General features: G+C 40.9%; 22 protein-coding genes and 1 pseudogene. 10 read left to right on the top strand and 13 right to left on the bottom strand.

The window, feature by feature from the left end; translation table 11 throughout:
• Positions 1–34: 34 nt before the first annotated feature.
• Positions 35–1,441 carry an NADP-dependent phosphogluconate dehydrogenase gene (gene gndA, locus HFU86_RS05900; protein ID WP_108478980.1) on the bottom strand — a complete coding sequence of 469 codons (1,407 nt, stop codon included), beginning with the start codon at positions 1,439–1,441 and terminating at the stop codon, positions 35–37.
• A gap of 242 nt (positions 1,442–1,683) precedes the next feature.
• On the opposite strand from gndA, the gene HFU86_RS05895 reads away from it, so the two are divergent.
• A complete protein-coding gene (locus HFU86_RS05895) occupies positions 1,684–3,267 on the top strand; it encodes a TerC family protein (RefSeq protein ID WP_036949673.1) in 1,584 nt (527 codons plus the stop codon).
• Positions 3,268–3,481: 214 nt separating this feature from the next.
• Entirely contained in the window at positions 3,482–4,024 is a 543-nt protein-coding gene (locus HFU86_RS05890; protein ID WP_187128894.1) for a hypothetical protein, read from the top strand.
• 62 nt (positions 4,025–4,086) lie between these two features.
• Here HFU86_RS05890 and asmA read toward each other — a convergent pair whose 3' ends face one another.
• The 6 genes from asmA to apbC form a co-directional block, all read right to left on the bottom strand.
• Positions 4,087–5,949, bottom strand: a complete 1,863-nt coding sequence (gene asmA / locus HFU86_RS05885; protein WP_187128893.1) for an outer membrane assembly protein AsmA — start codon at positions 5,947–5,949, stop codon at positions 4,087–4,089.
• Positions 5,950–6,061: 112 nt separating this feature from the next.
• Positions 6,062–6,643 carry a dCTP deaminase gene (gene dcd / locus HFU86_RS05880; RefSeq protein ID WP_036949679.1) on the bottom strand — a complete coding sequence of 194 codons (582 nt, stop codon included), beginning with the start codon at positions 6,641–6,643 and terminating at the stop codon, positions 6,062–6,064.
• A gap of 65 nt (positions 6,644–6,708) precedes the next feature.
• Complete coding sequence (gene udk / locus HFU86_RS05875) at positions 6,709–7,353, bottom strand: uridine kinase (RefSeq protein WP_036949681.1); 645 nt, start codon at positions 7,351–7,353, stop codon at positions 6,709–6,711.
• A 170-nt stretch (positions 7,354–7,523) separates the two neighbouring features.
• Complete coding sequence (htpX, locus tag HFU86_RS05870) at positions 7,524–8,480, bottom strand: zinc metalloprotease HtpX (RefSeq protein ID WP_154609423.1); 957 nt, start codon at positions 8,478–8,480, stop codon at positions 7,524–7,526.
• A gap of 29 nt (positions 8,481–8,509) precedes the next feature.
• A complete protein-coding gene (locus HFU86_RS05865) occupies positions 8,510–9,070 on the bottom strand; it encodes a LemA family protein (RefSeq protein ID WP_006660137.1) in 561 nt (186 codons plus the stop codon).
• A gap of 218 nt (positions 9,071–9,288) precedes the next feature.
• On the bottom strand, positions 9,289–10,401 hold the full coding sequence (apbC, locus tag HFU86_RS05860; RefSeq protein WP_187128892.1) for an iron-sulfur cluster carrier protein ApbC: 1,113 nt from the start codon (positions 10,399–10,401) through the stop codon (positions 9,289–9,291).
• A 238-nt stretch (positions 10,402–10,639) separates the two neighbouring features.
• Here apbC and metG point away from each other — a divergent pair, with 238 nt between their 5' ends.
• The 4 genes from metG to cdd all read left to right on the top strand — a co-directional run bounded on the left by metG (position 10,640) and on the right by cdd (position 15,074).
• Positions 10,640–12,667 carry a methionine--tRNA ligase gene (gene metG, locus HFU86_RS05855; RefSeq protein ID WP_187128891.1) on the top strand — a complete coding sequence of 676 codons (2,028 nt, stop codon included), beginning with the start codon at positions 10,640–10,642 and terminating at the stop codon, positions 12,665–12,667.
• 168 nt (positions 12,668–12,835) lie between these two features.
• A complete protein-coding gene (locus HFU86_RS05850; protein ID WP_187128890.1) occupies positions 12,836–13,303 on the top strand; it encodes a CidA/LrgA family protein in 468 nt (155 codons plus the stop codon).
• Positions 13,303–13,998: a CidB/LrgB family autolysis modulator gene (locus HFU86_RS05845; protein ID WP_036949690.1), complete on the top strand. Its 696-nt coding sequence runs from the start codon at positions 13,303–13,305 to the stop codon at positions 13,996–13,998. Before HFU86_RS05850 ends, HFU86_RS05845 begins: the two co-directional genes overlap by 1 nt.
• 179 nt (positions 13,999–14,177) lie before the next feature.
• Positions 14,178–15,074, top strand: a complete 897-nt coding sequence (gene cdd, locus HFU86_RS05840) for a cytidine deaminase (RefSeq protein ID WP_132494378.1) — start codon at positions 14,178–14,180, stop codon at positions 15,072–15,074.
• A gap of 131 nt (positions 15,075–15,205) precedes the next feature.
• Here the strand turns inward: cdd and HFU86_RS05835 are convergent, their stop codons facing one another.
• From HFU86_RS05835 to HFU86_RS05825, 4 genes are read right to left on the bottom strand one after another with little or no spacing between them, the layout of a single operon-like run.
• Positions 15,206–16,105, bottom strand: coding sequence for a serine protease (locus HFU86_RS05835; protein ID WP_243698940.1), 900 nt, complete (start codon positions 16,103–16,105; stop codon positions 15,206–15,208).
• A 60-nt stretch (positions 16,106–16,165) separates the two neighbouring features.
• The gene (locus HFU86_RS19740; RefSeq protein WP_243698939.1) at positions 16,166–16,459 is read right to left on the bottom strand and encodes a hypothetical protein; all 294 of its coding nucleotides are present in this window, start codon (positions 16,457–16,459) and stop codon (positions 16,166–16,168) included.
• A 10-nt stretch (positions 16,460–16,469) separates the two neighbouring features.
• On the bottom strand, positions 16,470–17,162 hold the full coding sequence (locus HFU86_RS05830; protein ID WP_187128889.1) for a hypothetical protein: 693 nt from the start codon (positions 17,160–17,162) through the stop codon (positions 16,470–16,472).
• 26 nt (positions 17,163–17,188) lie between these two features.
• Positions 17,189–17,803 carry a hypothetical protein gene (locus tag HFU86_RS05825; RefSeq protein ID WP_132494373.1) on the bottom strand — a complete coding sequence of 205 codons (615 nt, stop codon included), beginning with the start codon at positions 17,801–17,803 and terminating at the stop codon, positions 17,189–17,191.
• A 430-nt stretch (positions 17,804–18,233) separates the two neighbouring features.
• Between HFU86_RS05825 and HFU86_RS05820 the strand changes: the two genes are divergently transcribed.
• The 4 genes and pseudogenes from HFU86_RS05820 (at position 18,234) to sanA (ending at position 22,984) form a co-directional block, all read left to right on the top strand.
• A complete protein-coding gene (locus HFU86_RS05820; RefSeq protein ID WP_036949699.1) occupies positions 18,234–19,931 on the top strand; it encodes an NAD-dependent malic enzyme in 1,698 nt (565 codons plus the stop codon).
• A gap of 167 nt (positions 19,932–20,098) precedes the next feature.
• Positions 20,099–20,989 (top strand): annotated as a pseudogene (locus HFU86_RS20070) (rhomboid family intramembrane serine protease); the annotation flags it as partial.
• 24 nt (positions 20,990–21,013) lie between these two features.
• Positions 21,014–22,132 carry a hypothetical protein gene (locus HFU86_RS20065; protein ID WP_336431776.1) on the top strand — a complete coding sequence of 373 codons (1,119 nt, stop codon included), beginning with the start codon at positions 21,014–21,016 and terminating at the stop codon, positions 22,130–22,132.
• A gap of 147 nt (positions 22,133–22,279) precedes the next feature.
• Positions 22,280–22,984 carry an outer membrane permeability protein SanA gene (sanA, locus tag HFU86_RS05810; protein ID WP_036949704.1) on the top strand — a complete coding sequence of 235 codons (705 nt, stop codon included), beginning with the start codon at positions 22,280–22,282 and terminating at the stop codon, positions 22,982–22,984.
• Here sanA and yeiB read toward each other — a convergent pair.
• A complete protein-coding gene (gene yeiB / locus HFU86_RS05805; RefSeq protein ID WP_132494368.1) occupies positions 22,981–24,162 on the bottom strand; it encodes a DUF418 domain-containing protein YeiB in 1,182 nt (393 codons plus the stop codon). The two genes, sanA and yeiB, sit on opposite strands and share 4 nt — an antisense overlap.
• A 3-nt stretch (positions 24,163–24,165) precedes the next feature.
• Positions 24,166–24,825 (bottom strand): GTP cyclohydrolase I FolE, encoded by a 660-nt coding sequence (gene folE, locus HFU86_RS05800; protein ID WP_036949713.1) that lies wholly within the window; start codon positions 24,823–24,825, stop codon positions 24,166–24,168.
• Between the last annotated feature and the right edge of the window lie 412 nt (positions 24,826–25,237).

Below are 25,237 nucleotides of genomic sequence, written 5' to 3'. Positions count from 1 at the left end.
TTTCACTTACGGAAGATAACCTTGCGGTTTATTCTTATTCCATCCACTCAGTGTGGAAAACGCCTTCTTTATCAGTACGTTTATAAGTATGAGCACCAAAGTAGTCACGCTGCGCTTGAATTAAGTTCGCAGGCAGTACCGCTGAGCGGTAGCTATCGTAGTAAGAGATAGCCGCTGAGAATGTTGGTGTTGGGATACCGTTTTGAACACCGTAGCAGACAACATCACGCAGAGCTTGTTGGTACTCATCTGCGATTTGCTTGAAGTAAGGTGCTAACAGTAAGTTTGCGATCTGTGCATTGTCATTGTATGCATCAGTGATTTTTTGCAGGAACTGCGCACGGATGATACAGCCAGCACGGAAGATTTTCGCGATTTCGCCGTAGTTCAGATCCCAGTTGTACTCATCTGACGCTGCTTTCAATTGCTGGAAGCCTTGAGCGTAAGAAACGATTTTACCTAAGTAAAGTGCACGGCGTACTTTCTCGATAAAGACTTTTTTATCGCCTTCAACCGTTTTCAGTACTGGACCGGTTAACACTTTAGATGCGGCAACACGTTGGTCTTTCAGGAAAGAGATATAACGCGCAAAAACAGATTCAGTGATCAACGTCAGTGGGATGCCAAGATCTAAAGCGCTTTGGCTAGTCCATTTACCGGTACCTTTGTTAGCCGCTTCATCTAAAATTACATCAACCAGATATTTACCTTCTTCATCTTTTTTCTTGAAGATATCCGCTGTAATTTCAATCAAGTAGCTGCTCAGTTCGCCTTGATTCCACTCGGAGAATGTTTCCGCCAACTCTTCATTGCTCAGGTTCAGAGAACCTTTTAATAAAGAGTAAGCTTCAGCGATTAATTGCATGTCACCGTATTCGATACCGTTGTGAACCATTTTCACATAATGACCGGCTCCGTCTGGACCAATGTAAGTCACACACGGTTCGCCTTCCGCTTTCGCTGCAATCTCTTTTAAGATTGGGGCAACTAATTCGTAAGCTTCTTTTTGTCCACCAGGCATGATGGAAGGACCTTTCAGTGCGCCTTCTTCACCACCAGAAACACCTGTACCGATGAAGTTGAATCCTTGTTCTGACAGTTCGCGATTACGACGGATTGTGTCTTTGTACAGCGTGTTACCACCATCGATTAAAATGTCGCCCTTGTCTAAATGTGGCGTTAATGCAGCAATAGTTTTGTCCGTTGCTTCACCCGCTTTAACCATCAACAGGATGCGGCGTGGTTTTTCCAGAGAGTCGACAAACTCTTCAATCGTGTAGTTGGGAACTAATTTTTTCCCTGGATTTTCGGCAATGACTTCATCAGTTTTATCTTTTGAACGGTTAAAAATAGATACTGAATAACCGCGACTTTCGATGTTCAGGGCTAAGTTGCGACCCATGACCGCCATTCCGACAACACCAATCTGCTGCTTTGACATGAAAAACTCCTGTCTGATTAGGACCAAGTCAGCCTCGATTGTGCTGACATTCTGTTAACGGGATCACATGTTAACTCAGGATGCTGCTCCATGGTAGTTATTGATGCAATCGATAAACTAATCGAATCATTTTTTGCCAAATATCACGCTACTTGAATGAATTTTTATTGATATTTAAGTCAACAAACCTCATTATTCACCAGTCGGTATAAGCCGTCATATCAGAAGGTAAAACAAACTGTATGGAATGGATCGCAGATCCTTCGATTTGGGCGGGTTTAGCTACCCTAATCGTTCTTGAAATCGTTCTTGGTATTGATAACCTCGTTTTTATCGCCATTCTGGCCGATAAACTCCCAGCTAAACTGCGTGATAGAGCTCGTATCACAGGGTTAACGTGTGCCCTAGTAATGCGTATCATTCTGTTATTCAGCCTTTCATGGTTGATCACGCTGACCCAACCTATTCTAACTCTATTTGAGCATCCATTTAGCGCCAGAGACCTGATAATGCTTATCGGGGGGATATTCCTCTTGTTTAAAGCCACCATGGAGCTAAACGAGCGGTTAGAAGGAAAGGACGAACATACCAATAACCAACGTAAAACCTCCAATTTCTGGGCGGTTGTCGCGCAAATTATCGTATTGGATGCGGTGTTCTCATTGGACTCCGTGATCACTGCGGTCGGTATGGTTGACCATATCGGCGTTATGGTTGCAGCGGTGACTATCGCCATGATGTTAATGATCTGGGCAAGTAAACCACTGACCAGCTTCGTTAATGCTCACCCAACCATCGTCATTTTGTGTTTAAGCTTCTTATTGATGATTGGTTTCAGCCTTGTGGCTGAAGGTTTTGGTTACGCCATTCCAAAAGGTTATCTGTATGCGGCAATTGGTTTCTCTATCATGATAGAGATGCTCAACCAATTTGCACAATTTAACCGCCGTAAATTCTTAAAAGGTAGCCGTCCTCTGCGTGAACGCACCGCAGAAGCTGTCTTACGTATTTTAAGTGGCAAAACTGAACGTGGTGAATTAGACGCAAGAACCTCTGATTTAATCTCCGATAACCAATCTGTTTTTGACCCACAGGAGCGCTTAATGATTGCTCGTGTATTGGGCATGGCGCAACGTAACGTCGAAAGTATTATGACGTCTCGCCATGACGTCGATTATTTGGATATTAACAAATCGTCTGCAGAACTGATTGAACTGATGGAAAAAAATCCACACTCACGTTTTGTTGTTGTCGATGAAAGTATCGGCGATGACCCAATTGGTGTGGTGTATGTCTTAGATCTCGTCAAGCAGCAACTTAGTGGTGAACAACTGAATTTACGTGCGCTGGTTACTCAGCCGCTTATTTTCCCTGAAGGTTTATCACTGTTAAAAGCGTTAGAACAGTTCCGTAAAGCACATACCCACTTTGCATTTGTAGTCGATGAATTCGGCTCAGTCGAAGGTATCGTGACATTAACCGACGTGATGGAAACTATCGCTGGTAATTTACCAGTTGGCGATGAAGAAAATGACTCCCGCCATGACATTCAAAAATTGGACGATGGTACATGGATTGCCAATGGCTTTATGCCACTGGAAGATTTAATTATGTATATTCCAATGGAACTGGATGATAAGCGTGAGTATGAAACTATTGCCGGCCTTTTAATGGAACATTTACAACGCGTTCCTGAAGTGGGCGAGCAAGTCGAAATCAATGGCTGTATTTTCCAGCCCCTTGAGGTGAATAGCCATCGCGTGAATAAAGTTTTGATTACACCACCAGCACCAGTAGGTGATGGCTACGATTATGTGGATGACTAATCTTAGTTAATGCAATGTGTGATTAAGACAAGTCACGATTAATACAATCTAAATACCGGCTTTTATCTTAATATTGAGCCGGTATTTTTTTGTCGAGGAAATGACTGCCGTATAACCATTAATAAAAAGTAGTAGCGTTTTTTTAAAGAAAAAATCATTCGCGTATTGAATAATTCAAATCGTTTAATAATCAACCTTTAATGAGACTCTACCTATGACTACAATTAATAATGCCCAACCAGTCCAACTTCGCCGTATGAGTGTGACTGATCAGCAAGGCAAAACCACTGAATTTTCACGCTCGGCTAAAAGTGTCAATAATGATTCAACCCAACATCCACAGGCGACTACGGATAAAAAAACCGTTCATTTAAAAGAAATTAAAAATCTGAAAAAGAATATTTCAACGGCATTAACTCAAATTAAATCTAGTATTGACCGCATGATGGATAGCCGTACGCCATCATGGAAAAAAGACCCTGAAAGCATCAAAAATCAGCTAACAAAACTTACAAGTTCAATCCAAGCATATCAAGACAAATTAGATAGCACTTCATATAAGCATCATCATTCAAAACAAGAAACACTCACAAAACTGAATGCTGCAATTTCAGAAAATAAAAACAAAATTAATACCATTAAAAATGAAATATCGCGCAAGAATGTATCTAATACTGAACTCAGTAAAAATACTAAAATAAATAGAGATATCGCAGCAATAAGAGCACAAGATTACAAGGATTACGGACATAAATAATCTGATTATTGTCTCTATAGATATAGAACCGCTCATTTTTGGGCGGTTCTATATCATCCAAATTACAATGCATTCAATAAATCATTTAGCCCTTTATTTTCTTCTTTTTTCAAGAAGCTACCAATGGCTTCTTTCGCTTGAGTTCGTAGCTCATTACGCAGTAATTTTTCCACATCTAATTGGTACTGTAAGTTATTCCAACCGCCGTAAATACGTAGTGGAATATTCATAGTACGCAACTGCTGAACCAAACGAGAGTCCCCAGCCCATCCGCCAAGAATATTTACGCCTAAATTAACATCGATGGTTTCTTTTGGAATATTCACGCGCCCCTGCCCAGTAATATTCAGCAGTGAAGACGTTGCTTTAAGAGCGGAAATACTCATATTGCCTTTATTGAGATATCCCGACACAGTGAATAAATCCACTTCTGTGAAGCTGTTGGTATCTGTTGGCATATTGATTTTATTAGTGAAACGGGAAACCGATTGTTGGATCAATTGCGGAATGTTTAAATCCGCCAACTTAGCACTGCGTAGTTCAAAATTAACCGGCCCTTGCCACTGATTTTTAACTGCATAATCATCGTAGCCAGTACCTGATAACGAAGCATTTAATGAAATAATTCCGCTCAGTTTTTCAGGCATACTAAATGCCTTTAATACCGGAGTAAGATTAATATTATTAAATACAGGTTTTGCTGAAACCTGAGCAGGGATAGCGTTGTAGTTAATGGTCACGGGTAGTGAGAATTGTCCACCAAACGCATTGCCCTCTAACTGAGAAATCGTTAAACGTGGTGTTTGGTTATCGCCCTTAATTTTTACCCCGGTCATCGACATGCCGCGATAAATCAATGTGTCCATCGAGACATCAAATTGAGCAGTAAATCCTTTCAATCCCGTTAAATCATACTTTTGCATGTTGGAGCCAGAAATCACTGGCTTCACGCCAACACGCTCATTATTACTGATGGTATTTTCTGAGGCTGCACTGACTGTATTTGATTTACCGGGTGCGGGGGCTTGCCCAATTAACGCATCGAGATTCAAAGAAGGTGAGGATAAATTAACCGTCACATCAGGAATATCGGTTAAATTGATACTGATTGTGCCTGCTAATTGACTGTCATTTGCCTGAATGGTGAGATTCTCAAGACTGACCGCCCCTGAATTGGCTTTTGTATACAGAAAATCTGAGGTCATTTTCCCATTAATGCCATTTTCAGGTAAATCAACACCACTAAGTTGATAATCAAACTGTGTAATTTTTCCACTTACTTGCTGAGATAATTTAGATAAATCGATATCGGATTTGATATCAAAATTAAATTCTTGTTGGTTTTTATTTAAATTACCGCTGAATTTCATCGCAACTTGTTTATCATCACTTTTTTTCAGTGACAGATTAATATTGCGTAGGTTGTATTCATCTTTTGATGTTTGCCAGATAACTAAGCTGTTGGTGATATCAATTTTACTGATATCGAGTAACCATTTGCTTTTATCTGTTGTATCGGCAGGTACTTGGCTACCGCCAGGGGCAACAGGAGTGTTAACCGTCGTAATCGGTTCACTCTCAGGTGTTTTGCGAATTACCGCCCCATCAATGACAATTTGCTCAACAGACAGTCGATGGGAAATTAGCGGCCATAAATCCACATCTAAGCGCATGTTTTCAGCACTTAAAACAGGCTGGCTGGCGTTAGGTGCAGTGACCGAGACGGGACCAGTAATGATGCTCAGTGTTGGCCATACATGCCAACGCATATCACCTTTGAAATCAAGTTGGTAACCACTTTTTTTCTCAACTTGTTGAACGAGGTAGCCTCTAAAATCATTCGGGTTCACTAACATCACTAAAGCTGTTAGCCCCGCCACTACCACTACAAGTAAAATAATCAGCGTCGTTAAAAACCGTTTCATGCATCCCTCTCTTTTACTTTATTTGTCACACCTTTCGCCAGTCACTCCTTGACGCTAGCGATTGCTGACCGCTTCAAACTCCATAGAAGAGGTCGCTCGCTATCTTGCTGTATTAGTCTTGGCTAATACGGCTACCAACGGCACCTTGTTGGTTTTTATATTTTGCATCTTGTCGGCTGTTATAAGGTCTGTCTGCACTGCCTGATAGCGGTTCAAAGCTTAGTGCACCAATTACCATGCCTGGACGTAATGCTAAAGGTAACTTACCTGAGTTATAAAACTCTAACACAATTTGGCCGCGCCAGCCTGGATCAATCCGGTGGGCTGTGACGTGAACCATTAGTCCAAGTCTTGCTAGTGAAGAACGTCCATCTAACCAACCGACTAAATTATCGGGTAGCGTGACGGATTCTAGCGTAACTGCCAGTGCCAATTCACCAGGGTGAAGGAAGAAAGGTTCGTCATCTTTAAGAACAATTTCATCGCTCATTACACGGTCTAATGCTGCGTTGACTTCATCTTTTGGTCCACTGAGATCAATAAATGCCGCAGTATGTCCACGAAAAACACGAAATTGGTTTCCAAGACGAACATCCGCGGTCGCTCCGTTGATCCGTTCAATCGGTGGACGCGGGCTAATAACAAGTCGACCTTCATCCATCCACTGAATTATATCGCGGTCACAAAGACGCATGATCACTTTCCCCCTTCATTATTTATATATTTATGGCAGCTTATCGCTGGTGATATTTGACGCTATCAATCCTGACAGAATTCACCAATTTTCGCTTTCAAAATATCAATCGCCACACGGTTTTTACCGCCACGAGGTACGATAATATCGGCATATTGTTTCGATGGTTCAATAAATTGTAAGAACATTGGGCGAACCGTTTTATTATACTGTTCAATCACGGAGTCTAATGTTCTTCCTCTTTCATTAACATCACGTTTAATACGGCGCATTAAGCAGATATCCAGCGGCGTATCCACAAAAATAGAGAAGTCCATCTCTTCACGTAAACGCTTGTCTGTTAATAATAGGATACCTTCAATAATAATGACCTTTTTTGGTTTAAAACTGACGGTTTGCTGTTTGCGAGTATGAGCGACATAGTCATACTGAGGAATTTCGACGGCTTGACCACTTTTCAGTGCTTTGAGGTGTTCATAAAGCAAACTGTGATCCATTGAATTTGGATGGTCATAATTCACTTTTAGTCGTTCTTCCATAGGAATATCTGTTTGATCTTTATAGTAACAGTCTTCTGGAATAACACCGATATTATGATCACCAACCTTTTCTCTTAATTCCCGATATAAGGTGCTTGCAATTAGGCTTTTGCCAGATGCAGAAGCGCCCGATATACCTACAATGGTACAGTGATGCGATATGTCAGTCATAAAATGGTAACCTGGTTAAAAATTTTAGAAATGAAGTGCATAACATCATAGTGTTATGGTTGGCGGGAATTATAGGGTGTAATGGTGCGCTGTACCAGTCTATCTCGTCAAAGACTGATAAAAAAACGCACCTAATTTTTATTCTTCAAAGCGTAAGCTTAGCGCTAAGCTTAAAATTCTTTACGCCCTTCTAAGGCCGCAATTCGGTTCTCTATAGAAGGATGGGTTGAAAACACAGAATCCCCCTTATTAAAGATATATGCCGCCTGTCTGTATGCCTGTCCTGTGCTTTCATCATCATAATCATGCTTTTGATGATCCCCTGAAATTTTCTTCAAAGCACTAATCATCGCTTGATTATCGGAGGTTAGATCCACCGCTGCCGCATCCGCCATATACTCACGGGTACGCGATAAATAAAAATAAAGTACTTTGGTAATAATTGGCAACACGATATTCATCAATAATAAAATGGTTTGTGCTTTATTCGCTGAATTATTACGGCTACGCCCTGCTGAGCGAATAAACACTTGAGCAAAAACGTTCGTTACCGTCAAAATAACATTCGCTAAAATACCCACATACAACGTTAATTTAGAATCACCATGGATAATATGCCCCACTTCATGGGCCATTACCGCCTGAACTTCTTGGCGATTTAGCGTTTGTAATAAACCACGCGTGACACCGACTAAAGCATTACGAGAATTCCAGCCAGCCGCAAATGCATTGGGTTCGTCAGTATCCAAAATATACAGACGCGGTACATAACGTAATGTCGCGCTTAAGCTCAATTCTTCTAAAATATTAAATAGCTGTCTTTCTTCAGGAGTTGAAGCGCCTTCTTGGGTGATTTCCTTCGCATTCATTCCGGCAAGCATCAATTTATGCCCGAAGAAATGAATATAAAGTAGGCCTAAAAATGTCAGCCCAAGAATAATAAAAGTTGCCACAGGCAGTTGTTGTAATGTCGCAAATGCTATCAGGTTCGAGGTAAAATCCATTCTCTCATCTGGATGGGTTGCGGTATCCGCCAGCAAACCAATCACTAACATCAGCACAATATAACTCAGCACAACTAACCGAGTACGGATATTGTTTTTACGTATAACGTTTCTAAAATCCATAATAAAACCCTGCCAATGGCAACATCCATTTAATCAAAGTTAATGCGACGAGACTCTTCCGTTTTGATGTCAGCTTCGTCTAAACGCCAATATTCTTTATTGATTTTCAAGCTAGGAATAATGCCAACAATTAATGCGGCAGGCATAGAAGCGATATACGCATTATACGTTTCTAATGAACGGTTATAACCTCGTTTAGCAAAAGAGAGCTTGTTTTCAGAAGAAACAATCTCTTCTTGTAAATTTGCCATGATTGCATCAGATTTTAGCTCTGGATAAGCTTCAACCGCTACATTGATAGCACCACTACTGACCATTTTAGAAAGTGCATCTTCCGCTTCACGGGCTTTATCCCCCGTCGCATTCTGTGCTTGGCTTCTCAGCTCGGTAATTTTAGTGAAGACTTCTGTTTCATGGCTTAAATATTTTTTGACTGTCGCCAGTAAACTATCAAATACTTTACCGCGGCGATCTAATTGAACAGAGATCTCCGTTTCGCTAGAAACAACTGCTTCACGTAGTGCAACGATGCGGTTATAAAAATAAATAACAATCAGCACCAATACGACAATAAAAATTAAAAATTTCATAATCACCTTTTAGGCATTCGCCAGCGGAATAAAGACTGAATTTTCTATATCGTTAATTTTCAGGCTAGGGAATTCATTTATGTGACATTCTACGCAGCCTACAACAATAAAGGAACAGTCTGAGAAGAAATCAGAACAATCAAAAAATCGGATTTTATGGCAATAAAAAAGGCTACTTAGTCATTACTGACCAAATAGCCTTTATCGATGCCATTTAATTACACGGCGCGGAAAGAGATCTCCGTCGGGATTTTATCCCCTTCCCAATACATCAATGCAGAGATGTTAGACGCAATTTCGCGATAGATATCAGCGAACTCGCCTTCAGGGTCGCGCATTACGGTCGGCTGACCACGGTCTAAGTCTTCACGTAATGAAATATGCAGCGGAACCTGACCTAGCAGTTTAGTATTATATTTTTCGACCAGTTTTTCTGCACCACCGGTACCGAAAATAGGCTCCACATGACCACAGTTACTGCAAATATGTGCGCTCATATTTTCAACAACACCCAGCACAGGCACGTTCACTTTTTTGAACATGACAATGCCTTTCATTGCATCCACTAAAGCAATATCTTGTGGCGTGGTCACAACCACTGCGCCTGTCACTGGAATATTTTGTGATAGCGTCAGTTGGATATCACCCGTTCCTGGTGGCATATCAATAACGAGGTAATCCAGATCTGGCCATAGGGTATCTTGCAGCATCTGCATCAAAGCTTTACTTGCCATAGGACCACGCCATACCATCGCGTTGTCGTCAGTGACTAAGTAACCAATAGAGTTAGTGGCTAAGCCATACGCCATAATCGGCGCCATGTGCTGACCATCTGGAGACGTTGGGCGCTCCAATGTCGTACCCAGCATATTCGGAATTGAAGGACCGTAGATATCCGCATCGAGGATACCGACTTTTGCGCCTTCTTGCGCCAATGCTAACGCTAAGTTCACGGAAGTACTGGATTTACCCACACCACCTTTACCTGAACTCACCGCAAGAATATTACGCACACCGTTGATGCCTGGTAAATCGTTGGCACGTTTCAAAGTGGTAATATCGTGGCGTAATTTCCATTCTACGGCGTGAGCACCCGTCAATTGCTTTAATTCAGCTGTTTTTTCGCTGATCAGCGTTTGGAATGGGCCTTTCCAGACAAATGGCATAACTAATTCGACATGCAACACATTGTCCAACAGCGCACAACGATGCAATGCTTTGATTGAAATCAGATTGCGCTTGAGAGTTGGATGTGTAAATGAAGCCAAAACAGTGGAGACTTGTTCAGTCAGCAGTTCTGGTTTGTTCTGCTCGGGGGATTTATCGTTCATCCCGGCTCCTTTATTTTCTTTTTTGTAACTACACATTTTTGACTACGTTGCATGATAGCAGAGAACGAAAAAAATAGTGACCGCCTAGCGAATGAAAAACCACAAACAGTAAAAATTTGTTTCCACCTAGCGTTTTTTCCTAATAATTGCCGATTAATATTTTATTGCCCTAGCGACATTTTTATTGATCGGTTAACATCAAAGACCCTTTATTAATAATGGAAGTAAGAAAGTTACTATGTCTCAAGTCGCGAATAAATTACTGGTAACCTGTGCGTTACCATATGCTAACGGTTCAATCCATCTCGGTCATATTCTGGAGCACATTCAGGCTGATATTTGGGTCCGTTATCAGCGAATGCGCGGCAAAGAGGTTCATTTCATCTGTGCTGACGACGCGCACGGAACACCGATCATGTTAAAAGCTCAGCAATTATGCATTACGCCTGAAGAAATGATCGCTGCAATGAACCAAGAGCATCAGGACGATTTTGCAGGCTTCCAGATTAGCTACGATAACTACCACTCTACCCATAGCGAAGAGAACAAACAGTTATCCGAACTGATTTACGGCAAATTAAAAAGTAATGGTTTTATTAAAAACAAAACCATTTCACAGCTTTACGATCCAGAAAAAGGCATGTTCCTACCAGACCGTTTCGTCAAAGGTACTTGCCCGAAATGTAAAGCGGAAGACCAATACGGCGATAACTGTGAAGTTTGTAGCGCAACCTATAGCCCAACTGACCTGATTAACCCACGCTCTGTGGTCTCAGGTGCAACGCCAGTTATCCGTGAAACTGAACACTTTTTCTTTGATTTACCTGCATTTAGCAACATGCTGCAAGCATGGACTCGTTCTGGCGCACTGCAAGAGCAAGTGGCTAACAAAATGCAAGAATGGTTTGAATCTGGCTTACAACAGTGGGATATCACCCGTGATTCCCCGTATTTCGGTTTTGAAATTCCAGATGCACCAGGTAAATATTTCTACGTTTGGCTGGATGCGCCAATCGGCTATATGGGCTCGTTTAAAAACCTGTGCGATAAACGCAGCGATTTAAACTTTGATGAATTTTGGAACAAAGATTCCAAAGCGGATCTTTACCACTTTATCGGCAAAGATATCGTCTATTTCCACAGCCTATTCTGGCCAGCCATGTTAGAAGGCAGCAACTACCGTAAACCAACTAACCTGTTTGTTCACGGCTATGTCACCGTTAATGGTGCAAAAATGTCTAAGTCTCGCGGCACATTTATTACTGCTCGCGCTTACTTAGATCATTTCGATGCTGACTGTCTACGTTATTACTATGCAGCGAAACTCTCTTCACGCATCGACGATATCGACTTGAATTTAGAAGATTTCGTACAGCGTGTGAACAGCGATATCGTTAACAAAGTGGTGAATTTAGCTTCACGTAACGCCGGTTTTATTGCTAAACGTTTCGCTGGAAAATTATCCGCAAACTTAGCGGAGCCAGCGTTATATCAACAATTTGTTGATGCGGCAAAAGTGATCGGTGACGATTTCACTAATCGTGAATACGGTAAAGCCGTGCGTGAAATTATGGCATTAGCGGATATTGCAAACCGCTATGTGGATGAGAAAGCGCCTTGGGTCGTAGCTAAACAAGAAGGTAAAGACCAAGAGCTGCAAGATATCTGCTCGATGGGTATCAACTTATTCCGAGTATTAATGACTTACTTGAAACCAATTCTGCCAAGCTTAACCAAGCGCGTGGAAGAGTTCCTGAAAGTTGAATTAACGTGGGATTCCATCAACACTCCATTACTGAACCACGACGTAGCGCCATTCAAAGCGTTATTTAACCGTATTGAATTAGCAAAAGCGGAAGCAATGGTAGAAGCGTCCAAACAAAGTGCTCAGCCAGCTAAACAGCTGACTGGTCCTCTAGCGGATGATCCTATTCAAGAGACCATCACATTCGATGATTTCGCTAAAATTGACTTGCGCATTGCGCTGATCAAACAGGCAGACTTCGTTGAAGGCTCAGATAAGCTACTTAAATTACAATTGGATATCGGCGGTGAAACTCGCCAAGTATTCTCTGGTATCCGTAGCGCTTATCCAGATCCAAAAGTCTTGGAAGGTCGTTTAACCGTAATGGTTGCTAACCTTGCTCCACGTAAAATGCGCTTTGGTATCTCCGAAGGTATGGTGATGGCGGCAGGCCCTGGTGGTAAAGACATTTACCTACTGAGCCCAGATAATGGTGCACAACCGGGTATGCAAGTTAAATAAGCCATTGATTGTCGCTCGGGTAATTGAGCAACAAACTTAGCCAATATCAGTACAAAACGGAGCCACTTTAGTGAGCTCCGTTTTTTTATGGGTTTTTATTTGTGATCTCTGGCACAATTTTCAAGTTAATTGTATGATGAATGCCTATCGAGTAATAGGACAAGTCCCATGTCATTAAAACAAGTATTGAACACCGGATGGCAATATTTGCGAGCCTTCGCAATACTTTACCTCTGCCTGATCATCGGAAATGTGATTTCCAAACTGCTTCCTTTTTCCATTCCCGGCAGTATTGTGGGAATGTTGCTGCTGTTTGTTTTGCTAGCATTACAGATAGTTCCTGCTCACTGGGCAAAACCTGGATGTAGCATCCTGCTGAAAAACATGACGATTTTATTCGTTCCCATCGGTGTGGGGATTATGAATTATTATGATTTACTCAGCCAACAGATGATCCCAATTGTCGTCTCTTGCATTACCAGCACGCTCATTGTCATGATTGTTGTCGCGGTCAGCTCAAACTATATCCATAAAGAGCGCCCTATCGTGGGTGTGAAGCCTGATGAAATTCCTCTTCCTCCTGAAGAACCCATTTCTTCAACCATCAATAATGATAAAACCAAGGGGAAAGAGTGATGTTAGAACATATTTGGTGGTCACTGCCATTAACTATCGTTGTTTTCTATTTGGCAAGAGCGCTGTCAATCAAGTGTAAATTGCCCATTCTGAACCCATTATTGTTAACTATCGCGATTATTATTCCGCTACTGATCCTGACGAACACCTCTTATGAGCACTATTTTGCGGGCAGTAAAATACTCAATGATTTATTGCAGCCGGCCGTTGTCGCCCTCGCCTTTCCGCTCTACGAGCAAATGCACCAGATTAGAGCACAATGGAAATCCCTATTTAGTATCTGTTTTGCTGGCAGTATTGTGGCGATGTTTACAGGGGCAACTATTGCACTGTGGCTAGGGGCTACACCGGATATTGCAGGTTCAATATTACCTAAGTCGGTCACAACACCAATAGCCATGGCAGTTGCCGATTCAGTCGGAGGCATCCCAGCAATTAGTGCCGCTTGCGTACTTTTTGTCGGGATTTTAGGGGCGATGTTCGGTCATAGCCTATTTGATGTTTTGCGTATTCGCACCCATGCATCACGAGGCTTGGCGATGGGTACCGCTTCTCACGCTTTGGGAACTGCGCGTTGTGCGGAAGTTAACTATATTGAAGGGGCTTACAGTTCATTAGCGTTAATGACCTGCGGGGTGATCACCTCGTTAATTGCGCCTTTTATCTTCCCTGTCATTCTTCACTTATTTAGCTAAACTGAATCAATAAGAGAGGTTATTTACCTCTCTTATGCAAATTTCAGTGTAAAAACTTGAGATACATCTCTCATTTAATGAATTTGTTTCATTGATTGCATTAATGAAGTGATCGCGATCACATCCAATCACCCTATTAATTGAATAGAATGAAAACAATTAAATAGGGAGGGTTACTTATGCATTCAAGATTCAAGGCCGCTTGGGCCGAACTTCCAGAAAAGTTACAGTCTGTCCTAAAACCTATTATGGACAAACCTGATTTCTCAGCCATGTTAACCGCTGAGCAAGTAAAGCAAATTAAAGCTGAGAGTGGATGCACGGACAGTGAACTCGCTTTTTCATTATTACCTTTCGCAGCGGCTTACGCTGTCACACCAATTTCTCACTTTAATGTAGGCGCAATCGCTTGCGGGATCAGCGGTAATCTCTATTTCGGCGCAAATATGGAATTTAACCATGTTTCTATTGGTCAAACTATCCATGCTGAGCAATGTGCCATTACCCATGCGTGGCTAAAAGGCGAAAAGCAATTAACCTCTATTACCGTCAACTACACGCCTTGCGGTCACTGCCGACAATTTATGAATGAGCTGCGTGAAGGCGGTAAGATCATGGTGCATTTACCAAAACGCCAAGCAGCTACACTTCATGATTATTTACCTGATTCATTCGGTCCATCGGATCTGAATATCACCACATTGCTTCTCGACAATGTTAACCATGGTTATCAAAACCAAAGTCGCGATAGATTGTTATCTGCTGCGGTTGAAGCTGCAAACCAATCCCATGCACCGTACAGTAAATCTCACTCCGGTATTGCCGTGCAGTTAAAAGATGGTTCCCTGTTTACAGGTCGTTACGCCGAAAATGCTGCGTTTAACCCAAGCTTACCACCATTACAAGCAGCGCTAATTATGGTGAATTTAGCGGGTAAAGATATTCATGCTATTGAGCAAGCAGTGTTAGTGGAAAAACAAGATGCAACGGTGCAGCAGTGGTGTACAACAGAAAATACCTTGCACTCGTTAGGTTGCCAAAAAGTGGAGCGCATTTATTTGGATGAGTCCATTTAAACGCTATTTCATTTAAACCATATTTAATTGAAAACAAATTAAATATTCAAAATTAAGACGGTGGTTATTGTGAGTTTATCAACTTCAATAACTGCCGTTTTTTATTAAAACGTTATTGAGTGTTAATAAAATTAAAATGAGAATCTGGATGATGAGCTGCTATAACCACCACTGTTGTTAAATTCAGGCATGCTCGGCGCTTGTGGCACCCTAAAATCTCTATCAAACGAGCTTGATGAGTAATTGATGGAAGACATATGGTCTCTTAAGCTATCAACGGTTCGATCCGTTTGACACTCACCTATTTGAAAATCATTCGGTCTATATACACTCACTGGGTATCCTCGGTGTTCTGAAGCCGTTATTTCAAATGGTGAATGATTATTGGAATAGCCAGCAAAAGGAATGTTGCCAATAACATCATCTATCATGGCATTGTGTTTATTAACATTGGGGCTGTAATTGACCGATGGAGAATCAAATAATCCGGTTTCTGGCAATATATAGGCAGGGCGTTCAAGGTAATATTCAGAAAGGCGATCTTTGTGCTCAAAATCCGTTTGTCCAACCCAATCAGTCTGTATTGAATATTTATTAATGTTTTCAGATGGGTAATCCCAAAATGATAGTCGATTAGTTCCTCTATCAATTAATGGATTTCCCGTTTCATATGCTAATACTAGAGCTTCATTAAGATCGATTCTTAGTGAAGGCGGTTCAAAAAAACCATACGTTTTTTTAAAAGTTAATGTCACGGTATCTACTGCATTGTCTATGTCTATCACTCTTCTCATCCAGCGATGGGTTTGCAATTGTTTATTTGCAGGCGCATCATATAAACTTTCAAACATAATATTCATAGTGCTTAAACTTAATTCGGCCTCCTTTTCCGTATCGCCTACAGCATCCAGCGCTTTTTGCCAGTATACCTCTCTATCTTTTTCATCAGGGATGACATTAAAGACAGGTTGTAAAGTCCACGCTTCCGCGGGTAATTTGTATTTTTTAAAAACACGCTCATGAGATGCCATTGCTTCTTTATAATTAATATCTCCTGTTATCTCTGTAACACCATTTTTAAGTCTACTCCTTTACTCATATATATAAGCATAAGCCATATCAAAACGTATTTTTTCAAGTTTAGTCTCATTGCATATTTGACCATTTTCAATTATAACTTCTTCTAAGTAGTTCAATGCAAATTTACCTGAAAAAGAATCGCCTTTGACAACGCTATTTGCTAGTAATGCATATCGGTCACCTTTACTAGCAAAGTATTCATACATTAACTCAGGTCTTTTAGTTAATATTAAAATCTTTAAAGCTTTTGATGTATCAGTCCACGTTAATGCTACACTTCCTTGTCTATTGACTTCATTATTCATATGTAAACTCCTATTGATTTATATGTTTATAAATAAAGTTAATAACATCGCTCTTTATTTCATCCCAAATAACTAAATCTTCAATTTTTATAATAACTTCAACTTTAACCCCTAGTTTTGGTATCAGAAAAAAACCATCACATTGACTATATCGGCCATCTAAAGGTATCCATAAACAATCAAAAAAATCACTTATCTCATCATTATTTATCCGCCAATAATAACCATATCTATCATTTTCAGGATCAATATATCTATTCATCTTCTTGAGTTTTACTTCATTAAAATATAGATTCAGTTTTTCATCATATGAAACATCCCCTTTAATTTTTTCCTCTCCCCTGTCAATATAAATATATCTTTTATATTCAAGGTAACCTTTAGGATCACCATCGAGTGGTTCTAAAGAAAATCTAAGTTTTTTATTTTTTCCATTTTCATTCTTATTAAAAGGCTTCATTTCAGGCCAGCTCATTACTAATGGCAAAACTCGAAAATTTGCATCGCAACCTTTTTTATTTTCTAAGAATCTTGGATCGAAATAACTATAACCTTCATATTCCGCGAAGGAGTAGACATAGTTGCTAGGCACTTCAATGACTGTATCGTTAAACCGCCCACAAACAAAACCGGGACGATTATCTGCCATCGATAAAGTTGAAATTAACAAGATAAATATAGAAAAAATAAATTTTATTGGCATATTACGCCTCCAAATTTTTCAAAAACTTATTTTTTATAACGAAAACTATCTTCAACCATCGTCATGGTTTTCTCAATTTCAATAACTAGGGGAATTTTCCTCATTCTCTCTAACCATCGCTGGCTTTTTTTACGTTTTTCAATTGAAGTGCTTTCTGCCTCAGCCTTCATTTTAAACCACAAATCAACAAATATTTTCTCCTCGGATTCCCTTTCGGAATTAGCGTTCATTTCCCTCCAAAATTTGTTTCGTTCATTTTCATCAAAAACATCATAAATGTCAGCAAAAAACCATGCATCATGAGGTATGTTAGACCTATCCAGTGAATCATAGTAAAGTTTACTTGCTTCTTTATAATCTATTCCTTCATCAAAACATTTCTTATTTAAAATAATAAAACTATGAAAAATCTTTCTATAATCCTGTTTTTTGTAATCATAATTTTTTATTAAACTTGAACTTTTCTTAAATTCAGCAAGATACATAAATTGTAATGCAATAAGAAACCTTGAAGGCTCTTTATTTTGATATTCGCCATAGGAATTACTATTTTCAATAATATTGTTTTTATTTACATCATTTGAACCATGACAAGCACATAGAAAGAGCATAAAAATAATTAACGTGAAATTCCTTATCATAAAAGCCACCAATCTTATAGTTTTATAAAAAGAAAATTAAAACTAAATGAATTAAAAACATGCGGCAATATATGATATATAAAAATATATTTAGCTGGATCAGCATCTAGCGACCGAGCGCACCATAATTACTGATTTTCCACTGAACAATTAAATTAATTTAACCTATAACAAAACCACATACTGCGTTGATAAGATTGATATCCTGATAAAAGTATCGGTGAACTTAAATAAGCGTGATCCACTCGTTGTAATAGTAAAACAAACCTCGTCTAAAATTCCCTTCCGTAGATAATTTCCTTATCATATAAAGCATAATATTCAGTAAAAAATTTAACTGTTTTGTAGCATTATTTACTGTACATATTTTTTGTTTAGCTTAGGATCTAACCTGACTGTTGCTTACTAATCGTCCGAAGAGTGATATTTCATGGAACATGAACACGAAACAAAACGTCCCCTATACATTCCTTATGCTGGTCCAATCTTACTCGAATTTCCTTTACTGAATAAAGGAAGCGCCTTTACAGAAGAAGAACGCGCTAATTTTAACCTGTATGGCTTACTGCCTGAACAAGTTGAAACTATTGAAGAACAAGTTGAACGTGCTTATCGTCAATTAATTGATTTTAAAACAGATATTGATAAGCATATCTACCTGCGTAATATTCAAGATACCAACGAAACCCTATTTTATCGCCTGATTGATGCACACTTAACTGAAGTGATGCCGCTCATTTACACCCCAACTGTGGGTGAGGCTTGCGAACATTTCTCTGATATCTATCGCCGTGCGCGTGGTTTGTTTATCTCTTATCCAAACCGTGAATACATCGATGATATGCTGCAAAACGCCACCAAACAAAACGTAAAAGTTATCGTTGTAACAGATGGCGAGCGTATTCTTGGTTTAGGTGACCAAGGTATTGGTGGTATGGGTATTCCAATTGGTAAATTATCCCTGTATACCGCCTGTGGTGGTATTAGCCCTGCGTATACCTTGCCAGTTGTTATTGATGTTGGTACTAATAACCCACAACGCCTGAATGACCCACTGTACATGGGCTGGCGTCATCCGCGTATTACTGGCGAAGAGTATGATGAATTCCTTGAAGAATTTATCCAAGCTGTAAAACGCCGCTGGCCAAATGTTCTGCTGCAATTTGAAGACTTTGCACAGAAAAATGCGATGCCATTATTAAACCGTTATCGCGATGAGCTATGCTGCTTCAACGATGATATCCAAGGCACCGCTTCCGTTACTCTTGGTAGCTTAATTGCCGCCAGCCATGCGGCGGGTAGCAAATTGAGCGACCAACGCGTCACATTCTTGGGCGCAGGCTCTGCGGGATGTGGTATTGCAGAGCAAATTATTGCCCAAATGAAATCTGAAGGTTTGAGCGATGAAGAAGCGCGTGCACGCATCTACATGGTTGACCGCTTCGGATTACTGACAGACAAACTGCCAAACTTGCTGGATTTCCAAAGCAAATTGACGCAAAACAGCGCTAACTTGCAAGATTGGGATGTCAACAGTGACTCTATTTCACTGTTAGATGTTGTGCGTAATGCGAAGCCAACAGTACTGATTGGTGTTTCTGGTCAAGCGGGTTTATTCACCGAAGAAATCATCAAAGAAATGCACAAGCATTGCCCTCGCCCAATCGTGATGCCATTATCTAACCCGACATCTCGTGTTGAAGCGCGCCCAGAAGATATTATCAACTGGACAGAAGGTCAGGCATTAGTAGCCACAGGTAGCCCATTCCCACCAGTGGCTTATAAAGACAAAATCTTTGCTATCGCGCAATGCAACAACTCCTATATCTTCCCTGGTATTGGTTTAGGCGTGATTGCATCCGGTGCAAAACGTGTGACTGATGGCATGTTGATGGCAGCAAGCCGTGCGTTAGCAAGCTGCTCACCACTGGCACAAAAGGGTGAAGGTCCACTGTTACCACTGTTATCCGAGATCCAAGATGTTTCCCGCGTGATAGCAAAACAAGTGGCTAAAGAAGCGCAAGTTCAAGGCGTGGCGACCATGACATCAGATAGCGCATTAGATGAAGCTATTGAGCACAATTTCTGGAAACCAGAATATCGTGTCTATAAACGAACTTCATTCTAACTAACTGTAATTACTAAATTAAAGAGCACTTCGGTGCTCTTTTTTATTTTCTCTGTTTTCTGTATTTCAACATTGTCTGAAAGTATCCCGTTTCTATAACTTGCGATTGAGATAGCCGCCAGAGTTATTTAAGATGCAAACATAACCGGTTTACATAGGACTCGCTCATGTCAGAGCCAACCATACCTGAATCAACACCGCCTGAATCTGCGCCCAAAAAAAATATTCGCAAGTTTTCCCTATGGACGATAGCACTCACACTGCTTATTGCGATTCTTAATATTGGTGTCTATTTTTATCAGCTTAACTTTGCTGCCCCACTTGAATCTCAGGAATACAATTTGTTGCTCTTCGGAGCAAGCGTCTATCAGCTTTCTCTTACCGGTGATTGGTGGCGTTATCCTATTAGCATAGTGCTACATTCCGGATGGTTACATTTAGGGCTAAATACCCTTGCCTTACTGGTAATTGGTATTGAATGTGAACGCGCTTTTGGTAAATTCCGTTATCTTGCAATCTATCTATTTGCAGGGATTGTAGGGTCGTTTGTCAGTGCAGCTTGGCAATATCAAGAAGCCTTAAACAGCGCAATGCGTCGCTTTGACATAATGTCATGGAGCAGCCTGCTACAGAATGATAATACCGTCTATATTACTGTCAGCTTGGGTGCGTCTGGGGCGATTATGGGGCTCGCCGCTGCATCAGTGATTGAACTCTTAAGACAGCTCAATAACCCTGACCTCACTAAAGACGCTCGCGATACCCTTAAGCGCCCTCTCTACAATATTATTGCCATGATTGCATTAACCTTAATTAACGGGATGCAATCGGGGGTGGATAATGCTGCTCATATTGGTGGCGCGCTTGCAGGTGCCGTAATTGGCTTTGCTTTCGTTCTCATTCCTGCCAAAAAGTACGTGTTAGATTTACTCGTTGTGTTAATCATGGGGGGAATTTTAGCATTCGTTATCCACCAGCAATCATTTTCGACTGATGAAGATCTTGTTGCTGAGCGTGAGTTCATCTTTCAAGAGCTAGATAAAGAGCTTAATTCAGCCAAAGCAGAGCAAGCTAAGCGAGTAATGGAAAAGGCTGCTGAAGAGGAGCTTGCATCACTCCCCGCCACACAATCTGAAGAGCAAGTTGCTGGTATTCAAATTCAAGCCCCTGAATTAATTGAACCGAGCTTTATTCTCAGTGATGATGCCCACCAGAGGATCTTTATCACAGACGAAGAAGCCAACCTAGTTAGCGCTTACTCTTCAGCCAAAGATGATTGGAAATTGCTGTTTACTATTCAGCTTCCATTACCCAAAAATGAAACAGGCTGTAGCTCTAATCGCTGCCGTGGAATGGGTGCCTATGGCGCAGCGCTTAGTAACGATGGAAAGAAACTGTATGTTGCTTCGCTTCAACCAAACAGCGTGAGTGTGATTGATATCGACACGCAAAAAGTAGAGGCCAATATTGAAACCAGCTTTTTCCCTCGCCAAATTTATGTGATGAAAAATAGCCCACGTGCATTTGTCACAAGCGGCGTAGAAAACAGTATTGTGGTGATTAACCTTTCAAATAATACCGTCGAGAAAAAGCTTACCTTCCCTGATAGCCAAGAGTATCAAGGTGCTTTCGGCGTTCAGATGCCAGCAGCACTGTCTCCCGATGAAAAACATCTAGCGCTGTATGATAATGTCACCCAAGCTGCCTATCTGTTAGATACTCAAACACTTACATTTAGTGCAAAACCTTGGTTTACGGTAGAGAATTATTATGATTCTGTTAGAGAATTTTATTTCACACCAGATAACCAATCCATCTGGATGGTGACAGATACCCGCTTTATTCTCGCTCATGTCACAGCACCAACCTCGCCTATCACAGAATATCATTGGTGTGGAAATAATAGCGATATACAGTATGGTCGATATGGCATCAATACGGCGTTAACCCAAGCTTACTATTTGCCACAATACCCTAGTGAAGCCCAGGTTCCACTGGTCACCACCAGCCTCAAGACATTGAATATCCAAAATGTTCTGCCGGTCCCAACAAATGGTGAATATATTCAAGGGATTGCTGAAACTGATAACGCTTGGGTGATCACTTACCCAAAATCATTTTATGTGGTTGATAAACAAAAATCCGTCGATAGAAACACCATCAGTCCATTACTCTGTTTTGGTGGACTACCGAACGAATAAACCAACATATGGCATCTTATTGTTTTTCAATTCGATGCCATGTTGACACGATTTTACGTTACGCGACTTGCGTCACGAAATTAAGTCAAGTAGCCTATTAATTGTTACCACTAATTATTATAGGCATTAATTATTCAAGGCGAGGACATGAGGAAACGTCTGCTTTATGGTCTATTAATACTGGCAGGGATAGCTTTCGCCACTGTTATTTTACTCGACCGCTGGATCAGTTGGGAAACCGCACCCTATATCTATGAAGATGTAGAGCAATTGCCTGCCCGCGATGTTGGGATGGTTCTCGGCACATCTAAATATTATGCATCCGGTGCCACTAACCTCTATTATACCTATCGAATTAAAGGTGCTGCGGATGCCTATCATAGCGGCAAAGTAAAGTATTTACTCCTGAGCGGTGACAACGGCGCACACAATTACAATGAGCCTATCGCCATGCGTAAAGATCTCATCAAAGCAGGCGTTCCCGCCTCAAAAATTGTGCTCGACTTTGCAGGTTTTAGAACCTTAGACTCCGTAGTTCGTACGAAAAAAGTGTTCGATACTGATAACTTCACCATTATCACCCAGCGTTTTCATTGCGAAAGAGCGCTATTCATTGCTAAGCACAAAGGGATTGATGCCCAATGTTTAGCGGTACCTACGCCGGAAGGCATGTTTAAAGTGCGGATACGTGAAGTGTTTGCCCGCTTAGGTGCGCTTGCTGATCTCTATATTCTCCAGCGTGAACCTAAATTTTTAGGGGAACAAGAATCCATTCCTGCTCCAATAAAAATGCCTGATGGCACAAAGGGCTATCCAGCAGTTACCCCTGATGAACTGAATAAACTCAATTAATGTTCAGATGGTGAATGTCGATTTAAAAGATAAAAAAGTTTATCTGTCAGTTGTCGCCAACACCATTCCACTGGCCCTTGCTCAAAGAAGCGCAACCAGCAATAAGAAAACAGCAAGTTAGCACACCAAATGGGTGGAATGAACGCTAACAACTCCACTCGGGTAAACTGATAAAAGTAACCCAAATGATAAAAAATAGTGGTACAAATCAGTGTTTGAAGTAAGTAATTACTCAACGCCATCCGCCCCACATTTTGCAAGGCTTTCGCGAGCACACTTCGGCTAAATATCCCCCAAAAACCATAAACTAGCGCAATATAGCCCAAAGACTGAAACGGCACCGCTAGCTCATTAATGATATAGCCAACAATCGAGGTATCAAAATAACGCCAACCAAAAAGGCTTTGAACATACAGAGCCACTGACTGGATAGCTACGGTGGGGAGGATTAATACAATGGCCATTCGACGATAATGCTGCTCAGTAAACTGCCCTTTTAGCCAACCATTTTTCAGTAGCAACGCCCCTAGGATCATCATCGCAACCAGTTGCCAGCCATACTGAATAACCAATAACTCAACCATCATCGCCACTTCACCTGTGCGATATGCGATCCCCGTCATTCCACCAATGCGATGTTGCCAAGCATCAAGAAACGCTTGGTCTGCGGTGATTTGCCAAAAACTGGTATCCACCACATTGCTGCCGATGACAAATAAAATAACCAAACCAATCAAATAGATAGAAATGGCAATTTTGAACAATGTGGAAGCCGCATAGTGTGGCAACACCATTATCGCAACCAGCCCCGTCAAGGAATAGGCGAGAAGAATATCCCCATCCCAAAAACCAATTCCATGAATCAAGCCAATAATCGCTAAAACAATCAGTCGGCTACGTTGCCATAATATTGCGCGATAGCTTAGCAAGCCTAATGTGGCACCAAAAAGTAAGGAAAAAATTCCCAGAAACTTCCCTTGAAAGAAAAGATTAAAAAACACCCAAACCGCCGCATCAGAGGATGATACTTCGGGGGTGTAATAGGGATTAAGATAGGCCGCTTGTGGTAAAGCAAATCCAAAGATATTCAGTAATAAAATACCAAGGATAGCAATGCCACGTACTGTATCAAGTTGCCCGATACGGCTTTTAGGGGCAACTGAAACGGTTGAGGTCATAAATTAGAGATGGCGAACCGCACGTAAGAATTCTTGACGTGTATTTTGGCTAGACTTGAACAGCCCACCCAATGATGTGGTGGTTGTTGCACTGGTCGCATCACGTATACCACGGGCTTTCACACAATAGTGGACAGCATCAATAGAAACCGCGACATTCATGGTGCCTAGCAACGTTTGCAGAGCCACTAAAATTTGCTGAGTTAAACGTTCTTGAACTTGTGGACGCTGTGAGAAAAACTGCACAATACGGTTGATTTTCGATAAGCCAATCACTTTGTCTTTAGGGATGTATGCCACAATCGCTTTACCATCTATCGTCACAAAGTGGTGCTCACAAGTACTGGTCAGAGTAATATCACGCACAGTGACCATTTCATCCACATTCATTTTATTTTCAATTAATGTGATTTTAGGGAAGTTTGCATAGTCAAGACCCGAAAAAATCTCATCCACATACATTTTTGCGATACGGCGCGGGGTATCCGCCAAGCTATCATCGGTTAAATCTAAGTTCAGCAACTTCATAATTTCGGTCATATGCCCTTCAATCAGTTGCTTACGATCCTCACCGGATTTTGGCTGGATACGTAACGGGGTTTCAAGCCCTCTTGCTTCCAAAGCAGCATGAACTAATTCGGCCTCTTTACTCAGAGATGACATAGGATCCTCCACAGATGGTATAACGCTATTTTTATAAAAATGCAGGTGTGCGCGGTACTCTAAAGCAGCAAGTGCAGATAATCCAGTAATACATCTATCAACAGCATGAAATATTTGCAGGTTATCGCGCGACTCGATCCAGAATACACCTTGCAATTTAAATAACTATTTCATTATTTAAATGCGATTAATAACACCCTTTATTTTAGCCTTTTTGGTAGCTCTGTTTTAGCAAAAATCGTGTTCTTCGATAACGGATTCATTAAAACAACGCATTGCGTGACCCAAATGAGACAAACTATCCACCCAAAAGCTATCAGTAATCAATTTCTATTCATTCACCCAATGCGCTATATCTGACATAATACCGCCAACAATTTATTTTAAGCCTCGAAGGCCAATAACAAGATTA

Origin of the sequence: Providencia sp. JUb39 (assembly GCF_012272845.1) — a bacterium.
In the GTDB taxonomy this organism is placed as follows: domain Bacteria; phylum Pseudomonadota; class Gammaproteobacteria; order Enterobacterales; family Enterobacteriaceae; genus Providencia; species Providencia lanzhouensis.
Note: the sequence above shows the minus strand (reverse complement) of the source record. Positions and strands in the feature narration are given on the sequence as shown.